30 protein-coding genes and 1 tRNA gene are annotated in these 23,663 nt (G+C 58.5%); 21 read left to right on the forward strand and 10 right to left on the reverse strand.

All coding sequences use genetic code 11. The annotated features are described in order from the left end of the window. Window positions 1-12: 12 nt before the first annotated feature. On the reverse strand, window positions 13-558 hold the full coding sequence (locus JFU58_RS15175) for a cytochrome b/b6 domain-containing protein (protein WP_201141074.1): 546 nt from the start codon (window positions 556-558) through the stop codon (window positions 13-15). After that, window positions 558-824, reverse strand: a complete 267-nt coding sequence (locus JFU58_RS15180; RefSeq protein ID WP_017476120.1) for a PepSY domain-containing protein — start codon at window positions 822-824, stop codon at window positions 558-560. Before JFU58_RS15180 ends, JFU58_RS15175 begins: the two co-directional genes overlap by 1 nt. A 147-nt stretch (window positions 825-971) precedes the next feature. Here JFU58_RS15180 and JFU58_RS15185 point away from each other — a divergent pair, with 147 nt between their 5' ends. After that, window positions 972-1,634 carry a response regulator gene (locus JFU58_RS15185; RefSeq protein ID WP_201141075.1) on the forward strand — a complete coding sequence of 221 codons (663 nt, stop codon included), beginning with the start codon at window positions 972-974 and terminating at the stop codon, window positions 1,632-1,634. Next, on the forward strand, window positions 1,631-3,004 hold the full coding sequence (locus JFU58_RS15190; protein ID WP_201141076.1) for an ATP-binding protein: 1,374 nt from the start codon (window positions 1,631-1,633) through the stop codon (window positions 3,002-3,004). Before JFU58_RS15185 ends, JFU58_RS15190 begins: the two co-directional genes overlap by 4 nt. 38 nt (window positions 3,005-3,042) lie before the next feature. On the opposite strand, the gene JFU58_RS15195 is transcribed toward JFU58_RS15190, so the two are convergent. The 5 genes from JFU58_RS15195 to JFU58_RS15215 form a co-directional block, all read right to left on the reverse strand. Further along, window positions 3,043-3,666, reverse strand: coding sequence for a DUF3916 domain-containing protein (locus tag JFU58_RS15195; protein WP_063033005.1), 624 nt, complete (start codon window positions 3,664-3,666; stop codon window positions 3,043-3,045). A gap of 55 nt (window positions 3,667-3,721) precedes the next feature. Further along, complete coding sequence (locus JFU58_RS15200) at window positions 3,722-3,976, reverse strand: colicin E3-like toxin immunity protein (protein WP_063033004.1); 255 nt, start codon at window positions 3,974-3,976, stop codon at window positions 3,722-3,724. A 6-nt stretch (window positions 3,977-3,982) separates the two neighbouring features. Beyond that, complete coding sequence (locus JFU58_RS15205; protein WP_201141077.1) at window positions 3,983-5,137, reverse strand: colicin E3/pyocin S6 family cytotoxin; 1,155 nt, start codon at window positions 5,135-5,137, stop codon at window positions 3,983-3,985. A 125-nt stretch (window positions 5,138-5,262) separates the two neighbouring features. Continuing rightward, the gene (locus JFU58_RS15210; protein ID WP_063033002.1) at window positions 5,263-5,583 is read right to left on the reverse strand and encodes a DUF6966 domain-containing protein; all 321 of its coding nucleotides are present in this window, start codon (window positions 5,581-5,583) and stop codon (window positions 5,263-5,265) included. A 37-nt stretch (window positions 5,584-5,620) separates the two neighbouring features. Further along, on the reverse strand, window positions 5,621-5,989 hold the full coding sequence (locus tag JFU58_RS15215) for a PH domain-containing protein (RefSeq protein ID WP_093201401.1): 369 nt from the start codon (window positions 5,987-5,989) through the stop codon (window positions 5,621-5,623). Window positions 5,990-6,147: 158 nt separating this feature from the next. Between JFU58_RS15215 and JFU58_RS15220 the strand changes: the two genes are divergently transcribed. Then, on the forward strand, window positions 6,148-6,783 hold the full coding sequence (locus tag JFU58_RS15220; protein ID WP_017476127.1) for a LysE family translocator: 636 nt from the start codon (window positions 6,148-6,150) through the stop codon (window positions 6,781-6,783). An 8-nt stretch (window positions 6,784-6,791) separates the two neighbouring features. Here JFU58_RS15220 and JFU58_RS15225 read toward each other — a convergent pair whose 3' ends face one another. Both JFU58_RS15225 and JFU58_RS15230 read right to left on the reverse strand, forming a co-directional pair. Beyond that, window positions 6,792-7,121 carry a hypothetical protein gene (locus tag JFU58_RS15225; RefSeq protein WP_201141079.1) on the reverse strand — a complete coding sequence of 110 codons (330 nt, stop codon included), beginning with the start codon at window positions 7,119-7,121 and terminating at the stop codon, window positions 6,792-6,794. 94 nt (window positions 7,122-7,215) lie between these two features. Then, a tRNA-Leu gene (locus JFU58_RS15230) sits at window positions 7,216-7,300 on the reverse strand. Between the two features lie 108 nt (window positions 7,301-7,408). Here JFU58_RS15230 and queA point away from each other — a divergent pair. From queA to JFU58_RS15260, 6 genes are all read left to right on the forward strand, one after another. Beyond that, window positions 7,409-8,458, forward strand: a complete 1,050-nt coding sequence (gene queA, locus JFU58_RS15235; RefSeq protein WP_201141080.1) for a tRNA preQ1(34) S-adenosylmethionine ribosyltransferase-isomerase QueA — start codon at window positions 7,409-7,411, stop codon at window positions 8,456-8,458. 5 nt (window positions 8,459-8,463) lie between these two features. Continuing rightward, window positions 8,464-9,579, forward strand: coding sequence for a tRNA guanosine(34) transglycosylase Tgt (gene tgt / locus JFU58_RS15240; RefSeq protein WP_003210314.1), 1,116 nt, complete (start codon window positions 8,464-8,466; stop codon window positions 9,577-9,579). A 43-nt stretch (window positions 9,580-9,622) separates the two neighbouring features. Continuing rightward, complete coding sequence (gene yajC / locus JFU58_RS15245) at window positions 9,623-9,961, forward strand: preprotein translocase subunit YajC (protein ID WP_003175975.1); 339 nt, start codon at window positions 9,623-9,625, stop codon at window positions 9,959-9,961. A 62-nt stretch (window positions 9,962-10,023) separates the two neighbouring features. Next, window positions 10,024-11,892, forward strand: coding sequence for a protein translocase subunit SecD (gene secD / locus JFU58_RS15250; protein WP_093201382.1), 1,869 nt, complete (start codon window positions 10,024-10,026; stop codon window positions 11,890-11,892). A 9-nt stretch (window positions 11,893-11,901) separates the two neighbouring features. Beyond that, window positions 11,902-12,816, forward strand: coding sequence for a protein translocase subunit SecF (gene secF, locus JFU58_RS15255; protein ID WP_003210311.1), 915 nt, complete (start codon window positions 11,902-11,904; stop codon window positions 12,814-12,816). 123 nt (window positions 12,817-12,939) lie between these two features. After that, window positions 12,940-13,488: a glycine zipper 2TM domain-containing protein gene (locus JFU58_RS15260; protein WP_003210309.1), complete on the forward strand. Its 549-nt coding sequence runs from the start codon at window positions 12,940-12,942 to the stop codon at window positions 13,486-13,488. Window positions 13,489-13,539: 51 nt separating this feature from the next. Here JFU58_RS15260 and suhB read toward each other — a convergent pair whose 3' ends face one another. Beyond that, the gene (gene suhB / locus JFU58_RS15265) at window positions 13,540-14,355 is read right to left on the reverse strand and encodes a type III secretion system regulator SuhB (protein WP_003175971.1); all 816 of its coding nucleotides are present in this window, start codon (window positions 14,353-14,355) and stop codon (window positions 13,540-13,542) included. Between the two features lie 145 nt (window positions 14,356-14,500). On the opposite strand from suhB, the gene trmJ reads away from it, so the two are divergent. The 12 genes from trmJ (at window position 14,501) to rlmN (ending at window position 23,656) form a co-directional block, all read left to right on the forward strand. Then, complete coding sequence (trmJ, locus tag JFU58_RS15270) at window positions 14,501-15,271, forward strand: tRNA (cytosine(32)/uridine(32)-2'-O)-methyltransferase TrmJ (RefSeq protein WP_003210307.1); 771 nt, start codon at window positions 14,501-14,503, stop codon at window positions 15,269-15,271. Window positions 15,272-15,273: 2 nt separating this feature from the next. Beyond that, window positions 15,274-16,059, forward strand: coding sequence for a serine O-acetyltransferase (cysE, locus tag JFU58_RS15275; RefSeq protein WP_201141081.1), 786 nt, complete (start codon window positions 15,274-15,276; stop codon window positions 16,057-16,059). A gap of 303 nt (window positions 16,060-16,362) precedes the next feature. Then, window positions 16,363-16,854 carry a Fe-S cluster assembly transcriptional regulator IscR gene (gene iscR, locus JFU58_RS15280; protein WP_003210305.1) on the forward strand — a complete coding sequence of 164 codons (492 nt, stop codon included), beginning with the start codon at window positions 16,363-16,365 and terminating at the stop codon, window positions 16,852-16,854. Between the two features lie 50 nt (window positions 16,855-16,904). After that, window positions 16,905-18,119, forward strand: a complete 1,215-nt coding sequence (locus JFU58_RS15285) for an IscS subfamily cysteine desulfurase (RefSeq protein WP_088423701.1) — start codon at window positions 16,905-16,907, stop codon at window positions 18,117-18,119. Between the two features lie 102 nt (window positions 18,120-18,221). Continuing rightward, on the forward strand, window positions 18,222-18,608 hold the full coding sequence (gene iscU / locus JFU58_RS15290; RefSeq protein ID WP_003209682.1) for a Fe-S cluster assembly scaffold IscU: 387 nt from the start codon (window positions 18,222-18,224) through the stop codon (window positions 18,606-18,608). A 27-nt stretch (window positions 18,609-18,635) separates the two neighbouring features. Further along, window positions 18,636-18,959 carry an iron-sulfur cluster assembly protein IscA gene (gene iscA / locus JFU58_RS15295; RefSeq protein ID WP_017478657.1) on the forward strand — a complete coding sequence of 108 codons (324 nt, stop codon included), beginning with the start codon at window positions 18,636-18,638 and terminating at the stop codon, window positions 18,957-18,959. A gap of 8 nt (window positions 18,960-18,967) precedes the next feature. Then, complete coding sequence (hscB, locus tag JFU58_RS15300) at window positions 18,968-19,489, forward strand: co-chaperone HscB (RefSeq protein WP_008438289.1); 522 nt, start codon at window positions 18,968-18,970, stop codon at window positions 19,487-19,489. A 51-nt stretch (window positions 19,490-19,540) separates the two neighbouring features. Next, entirely contained in the window at window positions 19,541-21,403 is a 1,863-nt protein-coding gene (hscA, locus tag JFU58_RS15305; RefSeq protein WP_063032994.1) for a Fe-S protein assembly chaperone HscA, read from the forward strand. A 3-nt stretch (window positions 21,404-21,406) separates the two neighbouring features. Next, the gene (gene fdx / locus JFU58_RS15310; RefSeq protein ID WP_003209674.1) at window positions 21,407-21,748 is read left to right on the forward strand and encodes an ISC system 2Fe-2S type ferredoxin; all 342 of its coding nucleotides are present in this window, start codon (window positions 21,407-21,409) and stop codon (window positions 21,746-21,748) included. A gap of 14 nt (window positions 21,749-21,762) precedes the next feature. Then, on the forward strand, window positions 21,763-21,963 hold the full coding sequence (gene iscX, locus JFU58_RS15315) for a Fe-S cluster assembly protein IscX (RefSeq protein WP_017478661.1): 201 nt from the start codon (window positions 21,763-21,765) through the stop codon (window positions 21,961-21,963). 88 nt (window positions 21,964-22,051) lie between these two features. Beyond that, window positions 22,052-22,477, forward strand: a complete 426-nt coding sequence (ndk, locus tag JFU58_RS15320; protein ID WP_003175956.1) for a nucleoside-diphosphate kinase — start codon at window positions 22,052-22,054, stop codon at window positions 22,475-22,477. Window positions 22,478-22,507: 30 nt separating this feature from the next. Continuing rightward, the gene (gene rlmN, locus JFU58_RS15325; protein WP_003209670.1) at window positions 22,508-23,656 is read left to right on the forward strand and encodes a 23S rRNA (adenine(2503)-C(2))-methyltransferase RlmN; all 1,149 of its coding nucleotides are present in this window, start codon (window positions 22,508-22,510) and stop codon (window positions 23,654-23,656) included. Window positions 23,657-23,663: the final 7 nt, after the last annotated feature.

The raw sequence follows: 23,663 nt of genomic DNA on the forward strand, positions 1-23,663 counted from the left end.
CGGGGAAAAGGATTACTGCGCACGGTCATCCGGCAGGCGCCTCCTGCGGCCGGTGAGCATGGATAAAGGCAGGTTGTCCCGCACCTGGATACTTTCAAACACCGCCGCCAGCACATGCACGCCCACCAGGCCGGCCAGTACATTGGCGGCGGTTTCGTGCAACAGCAGCGGCCAATCGGCGCCCCACAGGGCGTCGACTTCCTGCATCAAAAAGCCGCTGACACCGAGGGTCAGCAGCGCCAGCAACATCAGGATCATCACCAGCGCGCCGATGGGCGAATGGCCCAGGCGATGCTGTGGTCGGCGGTTGAGCAGCGAACGTACGTGGCCCTTGAGCCGTTCCAGCGTTGGCCAGAAGTCCGACCAGCGCGCGCTGCGCGGTCCGAAAAATCCCCACACCAACCGCACCAGCAACCAGGCCATGGCGTAATAACCCAGCCATACATGCCAGTCGTCGCCTGCTTCGTTGAAGAAGTAATTGACTACAAAGACGCCGGCGATGGAGAGGTGAAACACCCTCACCACCGGGTCCCAGAGGCGCAGGGAGGTTGCTGGCATCAGCCCTTGATCTCAGTCTTCACGGCCTTGCCGGTGACTGGATCGTGGTAGATCTCGACCTTGCGCTTGTCCTTGTCAAAGCCGTAGATCTCGTAGCAGTTGCCATCGGTGACCTTGAATTTGCTGATCTCGTAGCCCTGGGCTTTCAGTTGCTCCTGAAAAACCTTCTGGTCCTGCCATTGCGAGCGCTCGGCAGTGGTGCATTGCGGGCCGGCGATGGCCATGGGGCTGGCGATAATCAGCGACAGCAAGAGAATTTTACGCATGGAAACGCTCTCAGCAGATGTGGGAGATTTCACTGTGCAAAACCAACCTTAGCGAAAGCTTAGTTGGCAACGGCCCGTAACATCTTTCCCAAAATGGCGCCGGCCGTTACGCGGCATCATGCGGCCGTTTCCTACAGAGAATCAGCTATGCGCCTGCTCCTTGTCGAAGATGATCGCGCCCTTGGCCAAGGGATCCGTGTAGCCCTGGGCGCCGAAGGCTACACCCTGGACTGGCTGCAGGATGGCGTCAGCGCCTTGCACGCGCTGCGCACCGAAAGCTTCGACTTGCTGCTGCTCGACCTTGGCCTGCCACGCCTCGACGGCCTGACCCTCCTGCAAACCCTGCGCGCCGAGCAATACGACCTGCCGGTGCTGATCCTCACCGCCCGCGACGGCACCGCCGAACGCATTGCCGGCCTGGATGCCGGCGCTGACGACTACCTGGTCAAACCCTTCGATGTCGAAGAGTTCAAGGCCCGCGTGCGCGCCCTGTTGCGCCGCAGCCTGGGCCGGGCGCAGCCGTTGCTGGAGCATGCGGGCGTCAGCCTGGACCCGGCGACCCAACAGGTCAGCTATCAAGGCGAGGACGTTGTGGTCACGCCAATGGAATACCAACTGCTGCATCAACTGATGGTGCGCCCCGGCAAAGTCGTCACCCGCGAACGCCTGTCCCGCGCGCTGTACGGCTGGCAGGACCGCGTCGAAAGCAACACCCTCGAAGTCCTTATCCACAACCTGCGCAAAAAACTCTCCACCGAGCTGATCCGCACCGTGCGCGGCGTTGGCTACGTGGTGGAACTCAAGCCATGAACTCGGTCCGCGCGCGCATCCTCATCCCGGTGCTGGTGCTGATCCTGCTGGGCGATGGCCTGATCAGCTGGCTCGTCCTGCGGGACAGCCACCACGAAATCGAAGAAGTCTACGACGCCCAACTCGCCCAGAGTGCCCGCTTGCTGCAAGGCGTACTGCGCCAGCGCGACCCCGGCGATGCCGACTGGGAACGCCTCTACCAGGCCTTCGATCAAGCCATGAGCCGCGTCGGCGAAGACGGCGCGGCGCACCCTTATGAAACCCGCCTGACCTTCCAGGTATGGCGCACCGACGGCCAACTGCTGGTGCGCTCCACCGACGCCCCGATCCTCAACGCACCGCCCACCACCCTCGGGCCGCACGACCTGATGGAAAACGGCAACGACTGGTGCGCGTTCATGCTCGCCGACATGCAACAAGGTCTGTTGATCTGGGTGGGTGAGCGCGACGACATTCGCCAGGATGTGATCCAGCGCATCATTCGCCACACCCTCTGGCCGATCCTGATTGGCGTGCCGCTGCTGGCGGTGTTGATCTGGCTGACCATCGGCTGGGGCCTCAAACCCCTGCGCGCCATGGCCCAGGCAATTCGCGGTCGGGATAGCGAGACATTGCGACCGCTGCAACTTGAACCGTTGCCGGCAGACCTGGAACCGATGCAAACCGCGCTGAACCGCCTGCTGGTGCAGGTGGATGAGTTGCTGGAGCGCGAGCGACGGTTTATTGCGGATGCGGCCCATGAGTTGCGCACGCCGTTGGCGATATTGCGCATTCATGCGCAGAACGCCCAGAGCGCGGGTGCCGCGGAGGAGCGGCGAGAGGCGTTGGACTTTCTGGTCAATGGCGTGGACCGGGCGACGCGCATTGGCAGCCAACTGCTGACCATGGCGCGGATCGAGCCACAGCTGAACAACACCGTTCGCGTTCGTGTGCCTCTGACGGAATTGGTACGCGAAGAACTTGCGGAGCTGACGCCCCTGGCGATGGAGAAGGGCGTTGAACTGGTGCTGGAAGGGGATGAGGAATGTTGGATTGAAACGGACCCGGTGGCGTTGGCGATTGCGCTGCAGAATCTGGTGACCAATGCACTGAATTTCTCGCCGGCGGGGAGTGAAGTGCGGGTGGTGGTACGGGGTTCGGATTCGGGAGTGGTGCAGTTGTGTGTGGAGGATGCAGGGCCGGGGATTGATGAAGGGGAGATTGAGCGGTTGTTTGAGCGGTTTTATAGTCGCGGGAATGCGAATGGGGCGGGGTTGGGGTTGGCGATTGTGCAGATGATCGTGGGGAAGATTGGGGGGCGGTTGGAGTTGTATAACCGGGAGGTGGGTGGGGTGTGTGCGCGGTTGAGTTTTACCGAGGGAGCGGTTTGAAACAGGGCATCCTTAGAAGCACAGCTGTTACGGCAAGACTATTTTGTCGTGCTGAATAAATGCGGATGCTCTGCCTGGAATGCTTTGAAAGTCTTGTATTTCCAGCGATCGCCGCCCGGATCTTCATCCGATGAACTGACCTCGCCGAAATACCAATGCTCTGACTCGAACTGTTCTCCTTCCGCATCTTCGTGGATGAAGTGAAAACCCACCTCGTGGAGCCCAGGTGGGAGGATCAAGCCCCATTCATTCGCAAGGCTTCTGCCCGTTATCCGGGTTTGGCAAAAGTAGTCGTAGTCGAAGGGCAGGGTGGCGCCGAGGTACCGGTTTTTGTCGATGTAGACGCAGACTTCGCTTGAGAACATGTCAGGCACCAGAATGGCTGCTACGACCCAGCATTCGGGGGTGTCATCGGGTCGGGCCTGAATCAGGTGAGCGGCGGCGTTGATCAATTGTTGGGCGCAGTGTGCCTGGATCGCCGGGGTGGTTTGCTTGCCTTCTACCAGGGTTTCAATGACGGGGATTTTGAAGTTTTCAAATCCTCGACTCATCGGGAAGTCTTCTAAAAACCAGCCTTCGAAACTGTCTGCCCATCGCCTGATTGCGCGCAGGCGCCTGGGGATGTTGCGGAGTTTTTTGTCTGAAAGTGCAAGACGACGCATAGGGTATGAATACTCTTGGTTTGCTTCTGTTTGTGAGGCCCGGGCTTATTTTTGATCAGCAGGACTTTCTATAATCGAGTGCGAGAAAGTAGTCACTTTCCGACGAAATAATTTTGTGGCTGAAGAGCGGCTGTATAGTTAATAGCCATTCTTCACGCAGCTGGAACATTCCGTTGTTAATGTCGTCTTCAACGGACAGTCCGAGCGAGTCGACAACGGTATAGTCCTCGCCCAAGTCTGCGGAGCGCTCTATTCCTAAACCAAGCTCTGTCGACTTATCGAACCATTCCAGTCTTAATTTCAGTCCCATATGCCCTCACAAAAATTTTTTGATATTTCGTTTTTTCTTAGGCTTTTTCAGCCGTTCACCAGTTATGTGGTTGAACGCCCCCAAGTGACTCCCATCGCTTGCTCTATACGCCTCTAGTTCGCCGTGCTGCGAGTCCCACTCGTAAATTATCCGTCCTTTGTCATCAATCCAGCGCTCTCTAAGCCCCGCCCCACCTTGCTTTGGGGTCTTGGGTTTTGCTTTGCTCAGGTTTAGGAAACCGGTGATTTCGTCTGTGCCGGGAGCGGAATGGTATTTGTGATCGCCCGCCTTAACGCTGACTACCACATAGAGTGGCCGAATCTCCGACTCCACCGGGAACACCAGAATAAAATCCCGATACTCCGGCGGATAAATCGGATTCACCAAAATCTGCTTGGCCGCCTCAGTCGGCGGATAAATCCACATCATTGGTGCTTGCGGTGCAGCCTCCAATGCCGGAATACCAAGGGTGTCACCAGGATCAATGGCTGGCGTCCAAATCAGCTCTACACCCTCGCCGAGATCCGCCACGAACTGACTGTCACGACTCTGAAACTGCACCACATCGATCATCTGCCAATCGGCATTTTTGCCGGTATAAAACCCATACCCCTTGAGCGTCCCGTCGGCTTGTTGCTCGATGTGCAAACGCATCCGCGAGCGAGCTTTTTGCAGGTGACGAAGCTGCTCTTCGCTATAAAGCGCACTGTCGCCAAGCTCCGACGGCCATGCCAGCGCCACCAGCCCTGCAAGCAAACCCCCAGCGGCGGTACCGACCGCCGCAGCCGCTGACTCCAATGCCGCTGTGCGCAGTACAAGCTGGCCAAGCCCCATGGGCAGGGCGCTACCGCTGATTTTTCGGAGGGATACACCGCCGTGGCTATCCACCTCCCGTCCGCCTAACAGCGTGAAGTGGCCGTAGTCCTTGATCAGCTCAAGCGGCACATAACCGGTGGGGTTGTTGTAGCTGATGATCCCGTCGGGCAGATGGCACGACTTGGCGAACACATGGCCTGGAATCTTCGTGGGTTCAGGCGTGGGCGCGGGAGGCGCCTCATACAAATCAATGAACGGTGAATACGGAATCTGCTTAGGCTGCGGCGTCAGAATTCGCCGTTTCAGCTGCTCTTCTTCGGTAATTGGATACGCGCGCTCTGTCATGACGACTCACTTCCTTGTGCAAGGAAGCGAGCCTATGAGAGCGGAGAAGAACCTGAAATTCTCGTTGTTCGATGGTATGCGTGGGAAAAGTCACTTTATCAATCGCTACATTGAGCCAAGCGCGCTTACTCTCCCTGATCGCGCTGTATCTCCGCGCCCAACTGCGAGGCTTTATTACGTAACTCCTCCAACCGGTCGTTCAACTCTTTGTATCCTGGCTTCCAGGAAAAGACGCCGTCTACGCTGCTTTGGCCAAGAATGAGGTCATTGAACGAGCCCATCCCACCGTATGCGGAGCGTAGATAGGTGATTCCGGAGTAATCGGATGCCTGCAACAAGGTTTTGGCCTTACGCATCCATCGGCTCCAGTGGTTGTCCCCGTCGCTTTCCAGCAGGATGGCAAGTTCCTCAAGAACATCAATTAGCTCTGCGGTTTTCGGACCCATAGTGGGAAATCCTTAAAAACGGAGGTTTCGTAACGGGTCAAAGCACATGCCTGGAAATCACCCTCGATATCTCAACAATCGACGTCTTCCCCGTAAACTCAAACTTCACTTTCCCTACCGCTGAAAAGTAAATCTCCAGCTCCGAATCCAGATCAAACGTACCGGACGTTTCCACCGAATATGCGACGATGTTTTTGTACGGGAGGGACGTGAAGTCCTTCTTGCTGCCGGTAATCCCTTGCACGTTCACCGCGATGATGCGCTTGGTGGTGAACACCACCCCATCGCGCATGGCCTTGTAGGAGTCGATCACCTGCTCATCATCCAGCAGCAGGGACGAAACGCGTTCGGCGTATTCGTCGTTTTGTTTGAGTTTGAAGAAGCCTTTGTTGTTGAAGTCGATCATGTGCCTTTCCTTGGGTAAGCGGTGCGGTAAACGCACGCGCCGGTGTATGACGTTTTGCTCGCGGATCTGTATCTAACGGGCTCCTTTTTATCGCCCTACCATGACGCCCAACAATTCGCCGATCACTACAAAGTTTTACGTCATCAAGGAGCCACACCATGCCCGAACTCTCCAGCCTGCTTGCCTACGGCCTGATCTCTCTCGGCATGGTGCTGACGCCTGGCCCGAACATGATTTACCTCATATCGCGGTCGATCTGCCAGGGCCGAATGGCCGGGCTGATTTCCCTGGGCGGCGTTGCGTTGGGGTTTGTCGTCTATATGTTCTGCGCGGCATTGGGGATCACGGCGCTGGTGATGGCCGTTCCCTATGCCTACGACGCGCTGCGACTCGGCGGGGCGTTGTATCTGGTGTACCTGGCCTGGCAGGCGGTCAAGCCGGGTGGCCGATCGCCGTTCCAGGTGCGGGACTTGCCCAAGGACAGCCCTCGCAAGCTGTTCATGATGGGCTTTGTCACCAACCTGCTGAATCCCAAAGTGGCGGTGATGTATTTGTCGTTGCTGCCTCAGTTTATCGACCCTAACGGGCATGCCAGTGTGCTATCGCAATCTCTGGTACTGGGCTTTACACAGATCATGATCAGCGTGAGCGTCAACGCGCTGATCGCCGTTATGGCAGGCTCGATCGCAGGATTTTTCATCCGTAAACCCGTCTGGCAAACCGTGCAGCGTTGGTTGATGGGCTCGGTGCTGATGGGTCTGGCTGTGCGCATGGCGGTAGAAGGGCGGCGGTAACTCAGGCGTTACAGGATGGCTTTCAGATAATCCTTGAGTGCGTTGAGCGGGGCATTGAGTTCTTCGAGTGTCGTCGCTTGGCGCACATCCACCGCGAGCCGTTGCAGCTCGCGGCCCATCACGGTGTTTGCACCGCCCAGGGATTCGAGGGCCAGCGCCAGGCACTCGTCGATCTTTTGCAGGATGGCGTTGAGGTCGCCCTTGCGAACCAGCAAGCCAAACACTTCCCGCTCATAGCCGTCCATGACCAGGTCATCCCGCAGAATCGGGCTCGCGCCTTCGGTCTCATGCACCAGCTTGAGCGCAAAAAGCGCAACAGCTTCCAGCGTCAGTTCCATGGTCAAGGTTCCTCTTCTCTCGCGTTCGCCCGCCCATCATCACTTTCCTGCAGGCGAAAAAAAAGACCTTGAATTTCAAGGTCTTTTTTTAAGATGGTGCCCCGAGGGAGACTCGAACTCCCACTCCTTTCGAAAACGGATTTTGAATCCGCCGCGTCTACCAATTCCGCCATCAGGGCTCAATGGCGGCGAAGTATAGAGATGAGATTACCGTTGGTCAATCACGTTTCATGGTCAATTTTCACTATTTCCGCTAGACTTCCCGGCCCTGCTAGACGAACCCCATCATGCGCGTTGCTGACTTTACTTTTGAGCTCCCTGATTCGCTGATCGCTCGCCACCCTTTGGCCGAGCGTCGCGCCAGTCGACTGCTGACCCTGGACGGGGTCAGCGGTGCCCTCGCACACCGTCAATTCACTGATTTGCTTGAGCATTTACGCCCGGGCGACTTGATGGTTTTCAACAATACCCGGGTGATTCCGGCACGGCTGTTTGGCCAGAAAGCGTCCGGTGGCAAGCTGGAAATTCTGGTGGAGCGGGTGCTGGACAGCCATCGCGTGCTGGCCCATGTGCGCTCCAGCAAGTCGCCGAAACCGGGTTCGAAGATCCTTATCGATGGCGGTGGCGAAGCAGAAATGCTGGCCCGTCACGATGCGTTGTTCGAGCTGGGTTTTGCCGAGGAAGTGTTGCCGCTGTTGGAGCGTGTCGGCCACATGCCGCTGCCTCCTTATATAGACCGCCCCGACGAAGACTCGGACCGCGAGCGTTATCAGACGGTGTACTCCCAGTGCCTGGGCGCCGTGGCTGCACCGACTGCGGGGCTGCATTTCGACCAGCCGCTGCTGGATGCGATCGCTGCCAAAGGCGTTGAAACTGCCTATGTGACCCTGCACGTGGGGGCCGGCACGTTTCAGCCGGTGCGTGTGGATAACATCGAAGACCACCATATGCACAGCGAGTGGCTGGAAGTCAGCCAGGACGTCGTGGATGCGGTTGGCGCGTGCAAGGCGCGCGGCGGGCGGGTGGTGGCGGTCGGTACGACCAGCGTGCGCTCGCTGGAAAGCGCGGCGCGCGATGGCGTGCTCAAGCCGTTCAGTGGCGACACAGACATCTTTATCTACCCGGGCCGGCCGTTTCATGTGGTCGATGCCCTGGTGACCAATTTCCATTTGCCGGAATCCACGCTGTTGATGCTGGTGTCGGCATTTGCCGGTTATCCCGAGACCATGGCCGCTTATCAAGCCGCCATCGATAACGGATACCGTTTTTTCAGCTACGGTGATGCGATGTTTATCACCCGTAATCCGGCGCCGCGCGGCCCAGAGGAACAATCATGAGTCGTATGTCGTTTGAATTGCTGGCCACGGATGGTAAAGCTCGCCGCGGCCGTTTGACTTTCCCTCGCGGTACCGTCGAGACCCCGGCCTTTATGCCGGTCGGTACCTACGGCACGGTAAAGGGCATGCTGCCACGGGACATCGTCGCCACCGGCGCCGAGATCATCCTCGGCAACACCTTCCACCTGTGGCTGCGCCCGGGCACCGAAGTGATCAAGAAGCATGGCGACCTGCATGACTTCATGAAGTGGCAGGGCCCGATCCTCACTGACTCGGGTGGGTTCCAGGTGTTCAGCTTGGGCGCCATGCGCAAGATCAAGGAGGAGGGCGTGACCTTCGCCTCCCCGGTGGACGGCGCCAAAGTGTTCATGGGCCCGGAAGAGTCGATGCAGGTGCAACGTGACCTGGGCTCCGACATCGTGATGATTTTCGACGAGTGCACGCCGTACCCGGCCGATGAAGACGTCGCGCGGATTTCCATGGAACTGTCGCTGCGTTGGGCTCAGCGCTCGAAAAATGCCCATGGCGATAACACCGCTGCCCTGTTCGGTATCGTGCAGGGCGGCATGCATGAAAGCTTGCGCAAGCGCTCGCTCGAAGGCCTGGATAAGATCGGCTTCGACGGCCTGGCCATTGGCGGCCTGTCGGTGGGCGAGCCCAAGCACGAGATGATCAAGGTGCTGGATTACCTGCCGGGCCTGATGCCGGCTGACAAACCTCGTTACCTTATGGGCGTTGGCAAACCGGAGGATCTCGTAGAGGGTGTGCGCCGCGGTGTGGACATGTTCGATTGCGTGATGCCAACCCGTAATGCCCGCAATGGGCATCTGTTCATCGATACAGGCGTGCTGAAGATCCGTAACGCGTTCCATCGCCATGATGAATCGCCGCTGGATCCTACCTGTGACTGCTACACCTGCCAGAACTTCTCGCGCGCTTATCTGCACCATCTGGACAAGTGTGGGGAAATGCTGGGTAGCATGTTGAATACCATCCACAATTTGCGTCACTACCAAGTCCTGATGGCTGGTTTGCGCGAGGCTATTCAACAGGGTACATTGGCCGCCTTCGTCGATGCCTTCTATGCCAAGCGCGGGCTGCCTGTGCCGCCCTTGGACTGAGTTTTCCGACCCTAAGATTCACTATTTGCAACTGGAGTGCTAAATGAGCTTTTTTATCTCTAATGCCATGGCTGATGCCGCTGCACCGGCCGCTGCCGGTCCTATGGGCGGTGGTTTTGAGTGGATTTTCCTGGTCGGCTTCCTGGTCATCTTCTACCTGATGATCTGGCGTCCACAGGCCAAGCGCGCCAAAGAGCAGAAGAACCTGCTGGGCAGCTTGCAGAAAGGCGACGAAGTCGTGACCACTGGCGGCATCGCCGGCAAGATCACTAAAGTGTCCGACGCTTTCGTGGTTCTGGAAGTCTCCGACACCGTAGAAATGAAGTTCCAGAAGGGCGCCATCGCCGCCACGCTGCCAAAAGGCACGCTCAAAGCGATCTAAGTAACAACCTTTACCAATCGACGGGGCGCGCAAGGCGCCCCGCGTTATAAGCGGGCGGCGTGATGCTGAACAAATACCCTCTGTGGAAATACGTACTGATCCTGGCGGTGCTGGCGATCGGTTTTATTTATTCCGCTCCCAATCTCTATCCTGATGACCCGGCGATCCAGATCACGGGTGCCAGCACTGCGTTGCAGGTCAATCAGGCTGATCTGGACCGCACGAGCAAAGCGCTCACCGACGCGGGCATCCAGGTTAAAGCGGCAACCTTGGCAGCTGACGGCAAGGGCGGTTTGTTGCGCCTGACCAAGCAAGAAGACCAATTGCCGGCCAAAGACGTTGTGCGCAAGATCATGGGTGATGACTACGTCGTCGCACTGAACCTGGCACAGACCACACCAAAATGGCTGCGCGCGATTGGCGCGCACCCGATGAAGCTGGGTCTGGACTTGTCCGGTGGTGTGCACTTCCTGCTGGAAGTGGACATGGACAAGGCCCTCGACGCTCGCCTGAAAGTCTATGAAGGCGATGTGAAGAGCCTGCTGCGTAAAGAGCGCCTGCGTTATCGCAGCCTGCCGCAGCTCAACGGCGCCATCCAGCTGGGCTTTGCTGACGAAGCAACCCGCGAACAGGCCCGTGCACTGATTCGCAAGAACTTCAACGATTTCGACATTGTTCCGGCCGACCTCAATGGTCAGGCGGTACTGCGTCTGGCGATGACCCCGGCCAAGCTGGCGGAAATCCGTGAATACTCCATCAAGCAGAACTTGACCACGGTACGTAACCGCGTCAACGAGCTGGGTGTGGCCGAGCCGATCGTTCAGCGCCAGGGTGCCAACCGCATCGTGGTTGAACTGCCGGGCGTGCAGGACACTGCTGAAGCCAAGCGTATCCTGGGAAAGACAGCCAACTTGGAATTCCGCCTGGCCGCTGAGCCGGGTGCTACCCGCGCGACTGCTGAAGAGTTCGAGTTCCGTGAAGGCAATCGTCCACCTGCACTGATCGAGCGTGGCTTGATCATCACCGGTGACCAGGTTACCGACGCCAAGGCCGGTTTCGGCGAACACGGCACGCCTGAAGTGAACATCCGCCTGGATGGCCACGGTGGCGAACTGATGAGCCGCGCAACCCGCAGCAACGTCGGTCGCAGCATGGCGGTGATCTTCATCGAGCAGCGTCCTGTCACCACCTACACCAAGCAAGTGGTCGACGGCGTAGAGAAAGACGTACCGGTACAGACCTTTAAAGAAGAGAAGAAGATCATCAGCCTGGCGACCATCCAGTCGCCGCTGGGTGCTCAATTCCGCATCACTGGCCTGAACGGCCAGGGTGAGTCGTCCGAACTGGCGCTGCTGCTGCGTGCCGGTGGCCTGGCGGCCCCGATGTACTTCGCTGAAGAACGTACCATCGGCCCGAGTCTGGGTGCTGACAACATTACCAAGGGTATCGACGCTGCACTGTGGGGCATGCTGTTCGTCTCCCTGTTCATCATCGCCATCTACCGCTTCTTCGGCGTCATCGCTACCGTCGCACTGGCGGGTAACATGGTGATGCTGCTGGCCCTGATGTCGCTGCTGGGTGCAACGCTGACCCTGCCAGGTATCGCCGGTATCGTACTCACCATGGGTATGGCGGTAGACGCCAACGTACTGATCTTCTCGCGGATTCGTGAAGAGATTGCTGCGGGCATGACCGTACAACGGGCAATCAACGAAGGCTTCGGCCGGGCATTTACCGCGATTCTCGACTCCAACCTGACCACTCTGTTGGTCGGCGGGATTCTCTTTGCCATGGGCACCGGCCCGGTCAAAGGTTTTGCGGTGACCATGTCCCTCGGTATCTTTACCTCGATGTTCACGGCCATCATGGTGACCCGCGCAATGGTCAACCTGATCTTTGGCGGACGTGACTTCAAGAAGTTGTGGATTTAAGGGGCTGCCATGTTACGTACAATCAACTTCATGGGCGTTCGCAACGTTGCGTTCGGCTTCACCATGCTCCTTACCGTTCTGGCATTGTTCAGCTGGTTCCATAAGGGCCTGAACTACGGTCTGGACTTCACCGGCGGTACGCTCATCGAGCTGACCTACGAGAAGCCGGCCGACGTTAGCCTGGTGCGCAACGAGCTGGTCAAGGCCGGCTATCACGAAGCCATCGTCCAGAGCTTTGGTGCAACCACTGACCTGCTGGTGCGTATGCCGGGGGAAGACCCGCAACTGGGTCACCAGGTAGCTGAGGCCTTGCAGAAGGTCGGCGGCGACAACCCGGCCTCGGTCAAGCGCGTCGAATTCGTGGGCCCGCAAGTGGGTGAAGAGCTGCGCGACCAGGGCGGCCTCGGCATGCTGATGGCGCTGGTCGGCATCATGATCTACCTGGCTTTCCGCTTTCAGTGGAAGTTCGGTGTCGGCGCCATTGTGTCGCTGATCCACGACGTGATCGTGACCGTGGGCATCCTGGCCTACTTCCAGATCACCTTCGACCTGACTGTATTGGCGGCGGTGCTGGCGATCATTGGTTACTCCCTCAACGACACCATCGTGGTATTCGACCGGGTTCGTGAGAACTTCCGGGTGCTGCGCAAGGCGACGTTGATCGAGAACATCAACATCTCCACCACCCAGACCCTGTTGCGCACCATGGCAACCTCGATCTCCACCTTGCTGGCAATTGCCGCACTGATGGTGTTCGGTGGCGATAACCTGTGGGGCTTCTCGCTGTCGCTGTTCATCGGCGTACTGGCGGGTACCTACTCGTCGATCTACATCGCCAACGTGGTACTGATCTGGCTGAACCTCAACAGCGAAGACCTGATCCCTCCTGCCAGCACCGGCAAGGAGGTCGACGACCGCCCTTGATGGGTGTTTGTTGATCTGCTGTTACAAATAAGGCGCGAGTATTGAACTCGCGCCTTTTTTTTTGCTCCAAGGCTGGGTATAGCGCGGATCGTTCGGTCCGTTTGTGATGGTCAGGAGGTTCACGTGAACAAGTCGTTACTGGTTGGTGCGGTATTGGGTGCTGTCGGTGTGACTGCCGGGGGTGCTGTTGCCACCTACAGCCTGGTAAAAAGCGGCCCTGAGTATGCGCAAGTGCTGGCGGTGCAGCCGGTGAAAACCCAGATTAAAACCCCGCGTGAAGTCTGCAAGGACGTTGCCGTAACCCGGCAGAAGCCTGTGCAGGATCAGCACCAGATCGTCGGTACGGTGGTTGGTGCGCTGGCGGGCGGCCTGTTGGGTAATCAGGTCGGCGGCGGCAATGGCAAGAAGCTGGCCACGGTGGCCGGTGCGGTTGGTGGCGGTTATGCCGGTAACAAGGTTCAGGAAGGCATGCAGAACCGCGATACCTACACCACTACGCAAACCCGTTGTAACACTGTTAACGACATCAGCGACAAGGTTGTCGGGTACGACGTGCGTTACACCCTGGACGGCAAGGAAGGCTCTGTGCGCATGGATCGTGATCCAGGCAATCAGATCCCGGTCGACAAGGAAGGGCGCCTGGTTATCGGTCAGAACCAGCCGCAGCAGTAATTCCAGATATAAAAAAAGCACCCCGAGGGGTGCTTTTTTGTGCTCGCTCGCTTAGCGCTTCAGCGAAGCCGGCAGGTGCGGCTGGATCGCCGTCAGTACTGCCTTGAAGCATTTGGTGTTGCCGGCAACCACGTGGCCCTTCTCCAGGAAGTCGTGACCGCCGGTGAAGTCGCTCACCAAACCGCCCGCTTCTTGAATCAGCAGAGCACCTGCAGCCATGTCCCACTCGGACAGGCCCGACTCCCAGAACGCATCAAAACGACCGGCAGCGACATAAGCCAGGTCCAGGCTGGCTGCACCGGCGCGACGGATGCCGGCGGTCTGGCCAACCAGGGCGCGGAACATGCCCAAGTAGTTTTCCAGGTTGTCCATCTGGTCATCACGGAACGGGAAGCCGGTACCCAGCAGGGCGCCGTCCAGGCTGGTGCGACCGCTGACACGCAGGCGACGACCGTTCAACTGGGCGCCACGGCCACGGCTGGCGGTGAATTCTTCCTGGCGAACCGGGTCCAGAACAACGGCGTGCTCCAGGCGGCCACGGTATTTGCAGGCAATGCTCACGGCAAAGTGCGGGATGCCGCGCAGGAAGTTGGTGGTGCCATCCAGTGGGTCGATGATCCACAGGTAGTCTTCGCCTTCGCCGCTACCTTTGTGCAAACCGGTTTCTTCACCGAGGATGCCGTGGGTAGGGTAGGCCTTGCGCAGCGCGTCGATGATTTTCTGCTCGGCGGCGCGATCCACCTCGGATACGTAATCCTTGGCGTCTTTTTCGTCGACCTTGATGGTATCCAGGCGCTCGATGGAGCGGAAGATCAATTCACTGGCGCTGCGGGCGGCGCGCAGCGCGATATTCAGCATGGGCTGCATGGATGTGTCACCTAAGGTTGTTAAAGAAAGCCGAGCATTCTAGCAGAAACTTTCTTCAGGTGAAGGACGACGTTACCTTTCATGGCATAACCTTAGGCTGTTCTGTAAGATTTGCTCCCCTTTCCCGTGTCCGAGAGCGCCTCCCTTGCTGCAAAACATCCGTGTCGTCCTCGTCAATACCAGTCATCCCGGCAATATCGGCGGCGTGGCGCGAGCCATGAAGAACATGGGGCTGACGCGCCTGGTGCTGGTGGAGCCGCGTGTGTTCCCGCACCACGAGGCCGATGCTCGCGCGTCCGGTGCCAATGACATCCTCGAAAAAGCCCAGGTCGTCGCCACGCTGGAAGACGCCCTGGTCGGCTGTAACCTGGTGCTTGGCACCAGCGCTCGCGACCGTCGCATCCCCTGGCCGCTGCTGGATCCTCGCGAATGCGGGACCAAAGTCGTGGAAGAAGCCGCCGGCGGCGCTGAAATCGCCTTGGTATTTGGCCGTGAAGACTCCGGCCTGACCAATGAAGAGCTGCAGCGATGTCATTATCACGTGCACATTCCATCGGACCCTGAGTTCAGTTCGCTGAACCTTGGGGCAGCGGTGCAGGTGTTGAGTTATGAAGTGCGCATGGCCTGGCTGGCCGCTGAAGGCCAGCCAAGCAAGGTAGAGAAGGACGAGGTTGCATCGACCAAGAGTGGCGAGTTGGCCACCATGGACGAGCTGGAGCGGTTCTATGAGCACCTGGAGCAAACCCTGGTGGCCATCGAATTCCTCGATCCGGAAAAGCCACGGCACTTGATGGCGCGCCTGCGTCGGTTGTACGGACGCAGCTCGGTCAGCCGGGCGGAAATGAATATATTGCGTGGCATCCTCACGGAAACCCAGAAAGCGGCCCGTGGCGAGCTTCTTAAGCGGAAGGATTAAAAATGTTCGAGCGTTTGCGAGAAGATATCCAGAGTGTTTTCCACCGTGACCCGGCGGCGCGCAACGCCTTTGAAGTGCTGACCTGCTACCCGGGCATGCACGCGATCTGGATCCACCGCCTGTCTGGTGCCTTGTGGAATATGGGGTGGAAATGGCTGGCGCGGCTGGTCTCCAACTTTGGTCGCTGGTTGACCGGGATCGAGATTCATCCGGGCGCCAAGGTTGGTCGCCGCTTCTTTATCGACCACGGCATGGGCATCGTTATTGGTGAAACTGCCGAGATTGGTGATGACGTAACCCTGTATCAGGGCGTGACCCTGGGCGGCACCACCTGGAACAAAGGCAAGCGTCACCCGACGCTGGAAGATGGCGTTGTAGTAGGGGCGGGCGCCAAAGTCCTCGGCCCGTTTACCGTCGGTGCAGGCGCCAAGGTCGGTTCCAACGCCGTGGTGACCAAGGCCGTACCGTCTGGTGCAACGGTTGTCGGCATTCCGGGGCGGATTATCGTCAAGCCGGAAGTCGGTGATGAGCAGGAAGCCAAGCGCAAGGCCATGGCCGAGAAAATTGGCTTCGATGCCTATGGTGTCAGCGAAGACATGCCCGATCCGGTGGCGCGAGCGATTGGCCAATTGCTCGACCACCTGCAAGCGGTGGATGGCAAGCTGGACGGTATGTGCGGTGCCCTGAAAGACCTTGGCAGCAACTACTGCGCCAAGGACTTGCCTGAACTGCGCACCGAAGACTTTGCCGAGATCAAGGACGAAGGTGCCGCCACCAAGGCGGGCTGAAGTCTCGCAATCACTGCAAAACCCATGTGGGAGCGGGCTTGCTCGCGAAAGCTGCGTGTCAGTCGCCGAATATATTGACTGATCCACCGCATTCGCGAGCAAGCCTGCTCCCACATTTTGACCTCCATTGGTCCAGCATTCCCGGCTTGGCCCTGTTCCCGCTGGTCCATCCCGCCCCACCCTGCTATTATTCGCGCGCCCTTTTTACGGGTATTCCTGACTAAAGTACTAGGTCTTATAGTTGACTTAAATACTCGGGAATCGCATACTTGCTCCCATTCTGAAACACCTTGGTACTTGTCCATGAGACTGACTACAAAAGGCCGATACGCGGTGACCGCCATGCTTGACCTGGCCTTGCACGCGCAAAATGGGCCGGTGTCCCTGGCCGATATCTCCGAGCGCCAAGGCATTTCCCTGTCCTACCTCGAGCAGTTGTTCGCCAAGTTGCGCCGCAGCAATCTGGTTTCCAGCGTTCGTGGTCCAGGCGGCGGCTATCAACTGTCTCGCGACATGCAGGGCATCCAGGTTGCCCAGGTGATCGACGCGGTGAATGAATCCGTCGATGCCACCAAATGCCAGGGCCTGGGTGATTGCCACGCAGGCGACACCTGCCTTACGCACCACTTGTGGTGTGACCTGAGCCTGCAGATCCATGAGTTTTTGAGTGGTATCAGCTTGGCTGATCTTGTGACTCGCCGTGAGGTGCAAGAAGTAGCCCAGCGTCAGGACCAGCGCCGTTGCAACACCAAGGCGCCGCGTCTGGACAAGATTGAAGCGTCCGCCGTCGAGTGACAGCCGAAGAGCTAACGGCACGCCAGCCAGCCTGATTTAGGAGAAAGTCCATGAAATTGCCGATTTACCTTGATTACTCAGCGACCACCCCGGTTGATCCGCGTGTCGCGCAAAAGATGAGCGAATGCCTGCTGGTTGACGGAAACTTCGGTAACCCGGCGTCCCGTTCCCACGTTTTCGGCTGGAAAGCCGAAGAAGCAGTGGAAAACGCTCGTCGCCAGGTCGCTGACCTGGTGAATGCCGACCCGCGTGAAATCGTTTGGACCTCCGGTGCCACCGAGTCCGATAACCTGGCAATCAAGGGTGCGGCGCATTTCTACGCGACCAAAGGCAAACACCTGATCACCACCAAGATTGAGCATAAGGCTGTCCTCGACACCATGCGCCAACTGGAGCGTGAAGGTTTCGAGATCACCTACCTCGAGCCAACCACCGACGGTATCGTGACCCCTGCGATGATCGAAGCGGCGATGCGTGAAGACACCATCCTGGTTTCCGTGATCCACGTGAACAACGAAATCGGCACCATCAACGACATCGCCGCCATCGGCGAGCTGACCCGCTCCAAGGGCGTGTTGCTGCACGTCGACGCTGCTCAGTCCACCGGCAAGGTCGATATCGACCTGTCGAAACTGAAAGTCGACCTGATGTCGTTCTCTGCCCACAAGACCTACGGCCCTAAAGGCATTGGCGCGCTGTACGTAAGCCGCAAGCCTCGCGTACGTATCGAAGCCACCATGCACGGCGGCGGTCACGAACGCGGCATGCGTTCCGGCACCCTGGCGACCCACCAGATCGTCGGCATCGGCGAAGCGTTCCGGGTGGCCAAGGAAGACATGGCTGCTGAAAACGTGCGCATCAAGGCCCTGAGCGATCGCTTCTACAAGCAGGTCGAGCACCTTGAAGAGCTGTACATCAACGGCAGCATGACCGCCCGCGTACCGCACAACCTGAATTTGAGCTTCAACTACGTCGAAGGCGAGTCGCTGATCATGGCGCTCAAGGACCTGGCGGTTTCGTCCGGTTCGGCCTGCACCTCGGCTTCTCTTGAGCCGTCCTACGTCCTGCGCGCCCTGGGCCGCAACGACGAACTGGCTCATAGCTCGATCCGCTTTACGTTCGGCCGTTTCACCACCGAAGAAGAAGTCGACTACGCCGCGCAGAAAGTCTGCGAGGCCGTCACCAAGCTGCGTACCTTGTCCCCGCTGTGGGACATGTACAAGGACGGTGTCGACATTTCCAAGATCGAGTGGGCGGCACACTAACTATAGAAGCCGCCACCCAAAAGGCTCTGTAAAGACGTGGCGGAAAACGCAGGCGTGTTTACAGGGTTCCAGAGCGGCCCTGATGAGTGAGGATTCAGTACCATGGCTTACAGCGAAAAGGTCATCGACCACTACGAAAACCCGCGCAACGTCGGCAAGATGAATGCGGAAGACCCTGATGTCGGCACCGGCATGGTCGGCGCTCCGGCGTGCGGCGACGTTATGCGCCTGCAGATCAAGGTCAACGAAGCTGGCGTTATCGAAGACGCCAAGTTCAAGACTTACGGTTGCGGTTCGGCCATCGCCTCCAGCTCCCTGGCGACCGAATGGATGAAAGGCAAGACCCTGGATGAGGCTGTGACTATCAGCAACACCCAACTAGCCGAAGAACTGGCCTTGCCGCCAGTGAAAATCCACTGCTCCGTACTCGCAGAAGACGCCATCAAGGCGGCTGTTCGCGACTACAAGCAGAAGAAAGGCTTGATCTAAGCATTTGGCGACGAGTAAGGAGTCACGATGGCTATCAGCATGACAGAAGCGGCGGCTAAACACGTGCGACGCTCCCTTGACGGGCGCGGCAAAGGTGAGGGGATTCGTCTGGGTGTTCGCACCACGGGCTGTTCCGGCCTTGCCTACGTGCTGGAGTTCGTCGACGAGGTGGTCGAGGAAGATCAGGTGTTCGAGAGTCACGGCGAAAAAGTGATCATCGACCCGAAAAGCCTGACCTACCTGGACGGCACCGAGCTCGATTTCGTCAAGGAAGGGTTGAACGAAGGCTTCAAGTTCAACAACCCCAACGTACGCGGTGAATGTGGCTGCGGCGAAAGCTTCAACATCTGAGGCTGATTGTGGGTACTCCTTGTCATTTCGCTTTATTCGAGCTGCAGCCGAGTTTTCGACTGGACCTTGAACAGCTTGCCACGCGCTACCGTGAACTGGCGCGTGGGGTGCATCCGGACCGCTTTGCTGACGCTTCCGAGCGTGAGCAACGCTTGGCGCTGGAGCAATCAGCCAGCCTCAACGAAGCCTATCAGACGCTCAAGAACCCTCCCAAACGCGCGCGCTACCTGCTGGCCATGGGCGGTCGCGAGCTGCCGCTTGAAGTCACGGTCCAGGACCCTGATTTCCTGATGCAGCAGATGCAATGGCGCGAGGAGCTCGAAGAACTGCAGGACGAGGCCGATCTGGCCGGAGTCGCGGTCTTCAAGCGCCGTCTGAAAGTGGCCCAGGATGAACTCAACGAAAGCTTCGCAGCCTGTTGGGATGACGCAGCGCAACGTGAGCAGGCCGAACGCCTGATGCGGCGCATGCAGTTCCTCGACAAGCTCACCTACGAAGTGCGCCAGTTAGAAGAGCGCCTCGACGATTAACCCAGTGCCGCCCAGGTTGCACGCCTGATATACAGATAAGTCCTGATTACCATGGCCCTACTGCAGATCGCCGAACCCGGTCAAAGTCCTCAACCGCACCAGCGTCGTCTGGCGGTCGGGATTGACTTGGGCACTACCAATTCGCTGGTCGCTGCATTGCGCAGCGGTCTTTCCGAGCCGCTGCCTGACGCGGATGGTCAGGTCATCCTGCCGTCTGCCGTGCGCTATCACGCTGACCGCACCGAAGTGGGCGAGTCGGCCAAGCTCGCGGCGTCTACCGATCCTTTGAACACCGTGCTGTCGGTCAAGCGCTTGATGGGTCGTGGTCTGTCCGACGTCAAGCAGCTGGGCGACCAACTGCCTTACCGCTTCGTTGGCGGTGAATCCCATATGCCGTTCATCGACACCATCCAGGGCCCGAAAAGTCCGGTGGAAGTGTCGGCCGATATCCTCAAGGTGCTGCGCCAGCGTGCAGAAACCACCTTGGGTGGCGAACTGGTGGGTGCGGTGATTACTGTTCCTGCATATTTCGATGACGCTCAGCGCCAGGCCACCAAGGATGCGGCGAAGCTCGCCGGCCTGAATGTCTTGCGCCTGCTCAACGAGCCGACTGCGGCCGCTGTGGCTTACGGCCTGGACCAGCACGCCGAAGGCCTGGTAGCTATTTACGACTTGGGCGGCGGTACCTTTGATATTTCGATCCTGCGCCTGACGGGCGGTGTCTTCGAAGTGCTGGCTACCGGTGGCGACACGGCCCTGGGCGGCGATGACTTCGATCACGCCATCGCGGGCTGGATCATCACCAGCGCCGGCTTGTCTGCCGACCTGGATCCGGGCGCGCAACGTAATCTGCTGCAAACCGCCTGCGCCGCCAAAGAAGCGCTGACTGATGCTGCGTCGGTGGAAGTTTCCTACGGTAGCTGGTCGGCTCAACTGACCCGCGAAGCGTTCGATTCCTTGATCGAGCCGATGGTCGCCCGCAGCCTGAAAGCCTGCCGCCGCGCCGTACGTGACTCCGGTGTCGAGTTGGAAGACGTGGCTGCCGTGGTCATGGTGGGCGGTTCGACCCGCGTGCCACGTGTTCGTGAGGCGGTAGCTGAAGCCTTCGGTCGCCAGCCGCTGACTGAAATCGACCCGGATCAAGTGGTGGCCATTGGTGCCGCGATCCAGGCCGACACCCTCGCCGGTAACAAGCGCGATGGTGGCGAACTGCTTCTGCTCGACGTGATTCCGTTGTCCCTGGGGCTGGAAACCATGGGCGGCCTGATGGAGAAGGTGATTCCACGCAACACCACCATCCCCGTTGCCCGCGCCCAGGACTTCACGACGTACAAAGATGGCCAGACGGCCATGATGATTCATGTGCTGCAAGGTGAGCGTGAACTGATCAGCGACTGCCGTTCCCTGGCGCGCTTCGAATTGCGCGGAATTCCGGCGATGGTGGCCGGTGCGGCGAAGATTCGCGTGACCTTCCAGGTCGACGCCGACGGCTTGCTCAGCGTTGCCGCTCGCGAACTGGCCTCCGGCGTTGAAGCCAGCATCCAGGTCAAGCCGTCCTACGGCCTGACCGACGGCGAAATCGCCAAGATGCTCAAGGATTCGTTCCAGTATGCCGGTGACGACAAGGTCGCCCGCGTGTTGCGAGAGCAGCAAGTCGACGCCCAGCGCCTGCTCGAAGCGGTGCAGGGCGCCCTTGAGGCTGACGGCGAGCGCCTGCTGGATGCCGAAGAGCGCATGGTTATCGACCTGCAGATGCAGGAGCTGGCTGAATTGATGAAAGGCACCGATGGTTACGCCATCGAGCAGCAGACCAAGCGTCTGTCGCAAGTGACGGATGCCTTTGCCGCCCGTCGTATGGACCAGTCGGTGAAAGCCGCCCTGGCGGGCCGCAACTTGAACGAACTTGAGGATTAACTGATGCCGCAGATCATTTTTCTGCCACACGCCGAGCATTGCCCGGACGGTATGGTTGTGGAGGCTGAGACCGGCAAGTCCATTCTCGAAGTCGCTCACGACAACCACATCGAGATCGAAAGCGCCTGCGGCGGCGTCAACGCCTGTACCACGTGCCATTGCATCATTCGCGAAGGATTCAATAGCCTCGAAGAGGCTGATGAGCTGGAAGAGGACTATCTTGATAGGGCGTGGGGTCTGGAGCCGACATCACGCTTGAGCTGCCAGGCAAAAGTGGGAACAGAAGACCTCACTGTTGAAATTCCGAAATATTCGCTTAACCATGCCGCCGAAGCGCCGCACTGACTGGTAGAACTGTCATGAGTTACGGTTGGAATGATGTACAACGCATTGCTGAAGAACTGGCTGAATCCAAGCCCGATGTGAGCCCGCTCACTGTCAACTTCGTCGACCTGCAGCGATGGATCATGGAGCTTCCGGATTTCGACAATACCTCTGGCCGCTGCGGCGAGAAGGTATTGGAAGCGGTCCAGGCCCTCTGGATCGAAGAAATAGACTGATCATCCCCGCAGGTTAGGCAATACCCAAGAACCCGCGTATAATTCGCGGGTTTAATTTTTCGCAAATTACCGTTTCTGGAGTTACACCATGGCTGTTCAACGTACTTTCTCCATCATCAAGCCTGACGCTGTTGCAAAAAACGTCATCGGCGAGATCACCACTCGTTTCGAAAAAGCCGGCCTGAAGGTTGTAGCTTCGAAACTCAAGCAACTGTCCAAAGCTGAAGCTGAAGGCTTCTACGCTGAGCACAGCGCTCGTGGTTTCTTCGGCGACCTGGTTGCCTTCATGATCTCCGGTCCTGTTGTTGTTCAGGTTCTGGAAGGCGAAAACGCTATCGCTCTGAACCGTGAGCTGATGGGCGCTACCAACCCTAAAGAAGCTGCTGCCGGCACCATCCGTGCTGACTTCGCTGAATCGATCGACGCCAACGCCGTTCACGGTTCGGACTCCGAAGCCGCTGCTGCCCGCGAAATCTCGTACTTTTTCGCTGCTACTGAAGTAACCGCTCGCTAAGCATTGGCTTAAAAGAGCGAAGGTGAATCCATGACTACATTGACTGCAAAAACCAACCTGCTGGGTCTGACTCAACAGGAAATGGAAAAATTCTTCGACTCAATCGGGGAGAAGCGTTTTCGTGCCGCTCAGGTAATGAAGTGGATTCACCATCTTGGCGTCGATGATTTCGACGCCATGACGAACGTCAGCAAGGCCCTGCGCGACAAGCTCAAGGCCATTGCCGAAGTTCGCGGCCCCGAAGTGGTCAGCGAGGACATTTCCACCGACGGCACCCGTAAATGGGTGGTGCGCGTGGCGTCCGGCAGCTGCGTCGAGACCGTTTACATTCCCCAGGGCAAGCGCGGCACTCTGTGCGTTTCGTCCCAGGCAGGCTGTGCCCTGGACTGCAGTTTCTGCTCCACCGGCAAGCAAGGTTTCAACAGCAACCTCACCGCAGCCGAAGTCATCGGCCAGGTGTGGATTGCCAATAAATCGTTCGGCAGCATCCCGGCGACCGCCGACCGTGCCATCACCAACGTGGTGATGATGGGCATGGGTGAGCCGCTGCTGAACTTCGACAACGTTGTTGCGGCCATGCATTTGATGATGGACGACCTGGGCTACGGTATCTCCAAGCGCCGCGTGACCCTGTCGACCTCCGGCGTGGTACCGATGATCGATGAGCTGGCCAAGCACATCGACGTCTCCCTGGCGTTGTCGCTGCACGCACCGAATGACGCATTGCGTAACCAATTGGTGCCGATCAACAAGAAGTATCCGCTTAAGATGCTGCTCGAATCTTGCCAGCGTTATATGGCGACCTTGGGTGAGAAACGTGTGTTGACCATTGAGTACACCATGCTCAAGGACATCAACGACAAGGTCGAGCATGCGGTCGAGATGATCGAGTTGCTCAAGAACGTACCGTGCAAGATCAACCTGATTCCGTTTAACCCGTTTCCCCATTCTGGCTACGAGCGGCCGAGCAACAACGCCATCCGCCGTTTCCAGGATCAACTGCACCATGCAGGCTTCAATGTCACCGTGCGCACCACCCGCGGCGAAGACATCGATGCGGCATGTGGCCAATTGGTAGGACAGGTGCTGGATCGCACCCGTCGCAGCGAACGTTATATCGCCGTGCGTGAACTGAGTGCCGCCGACGATATGCCGCAAAGCGCCGCGACTCGAACCTGAGAGAGGA

Origin of the sequence: Pseudomonas sp. TH34, from assembly GCF_016650865.1 — a bacterium.
GTDB lineage: Bacteria > Pseudomonadota > Gammaproteobacteria > Pseudomonadales > Pseudomonadaceae > Aquipseudomonas > Aquipseudomonas yamanorum.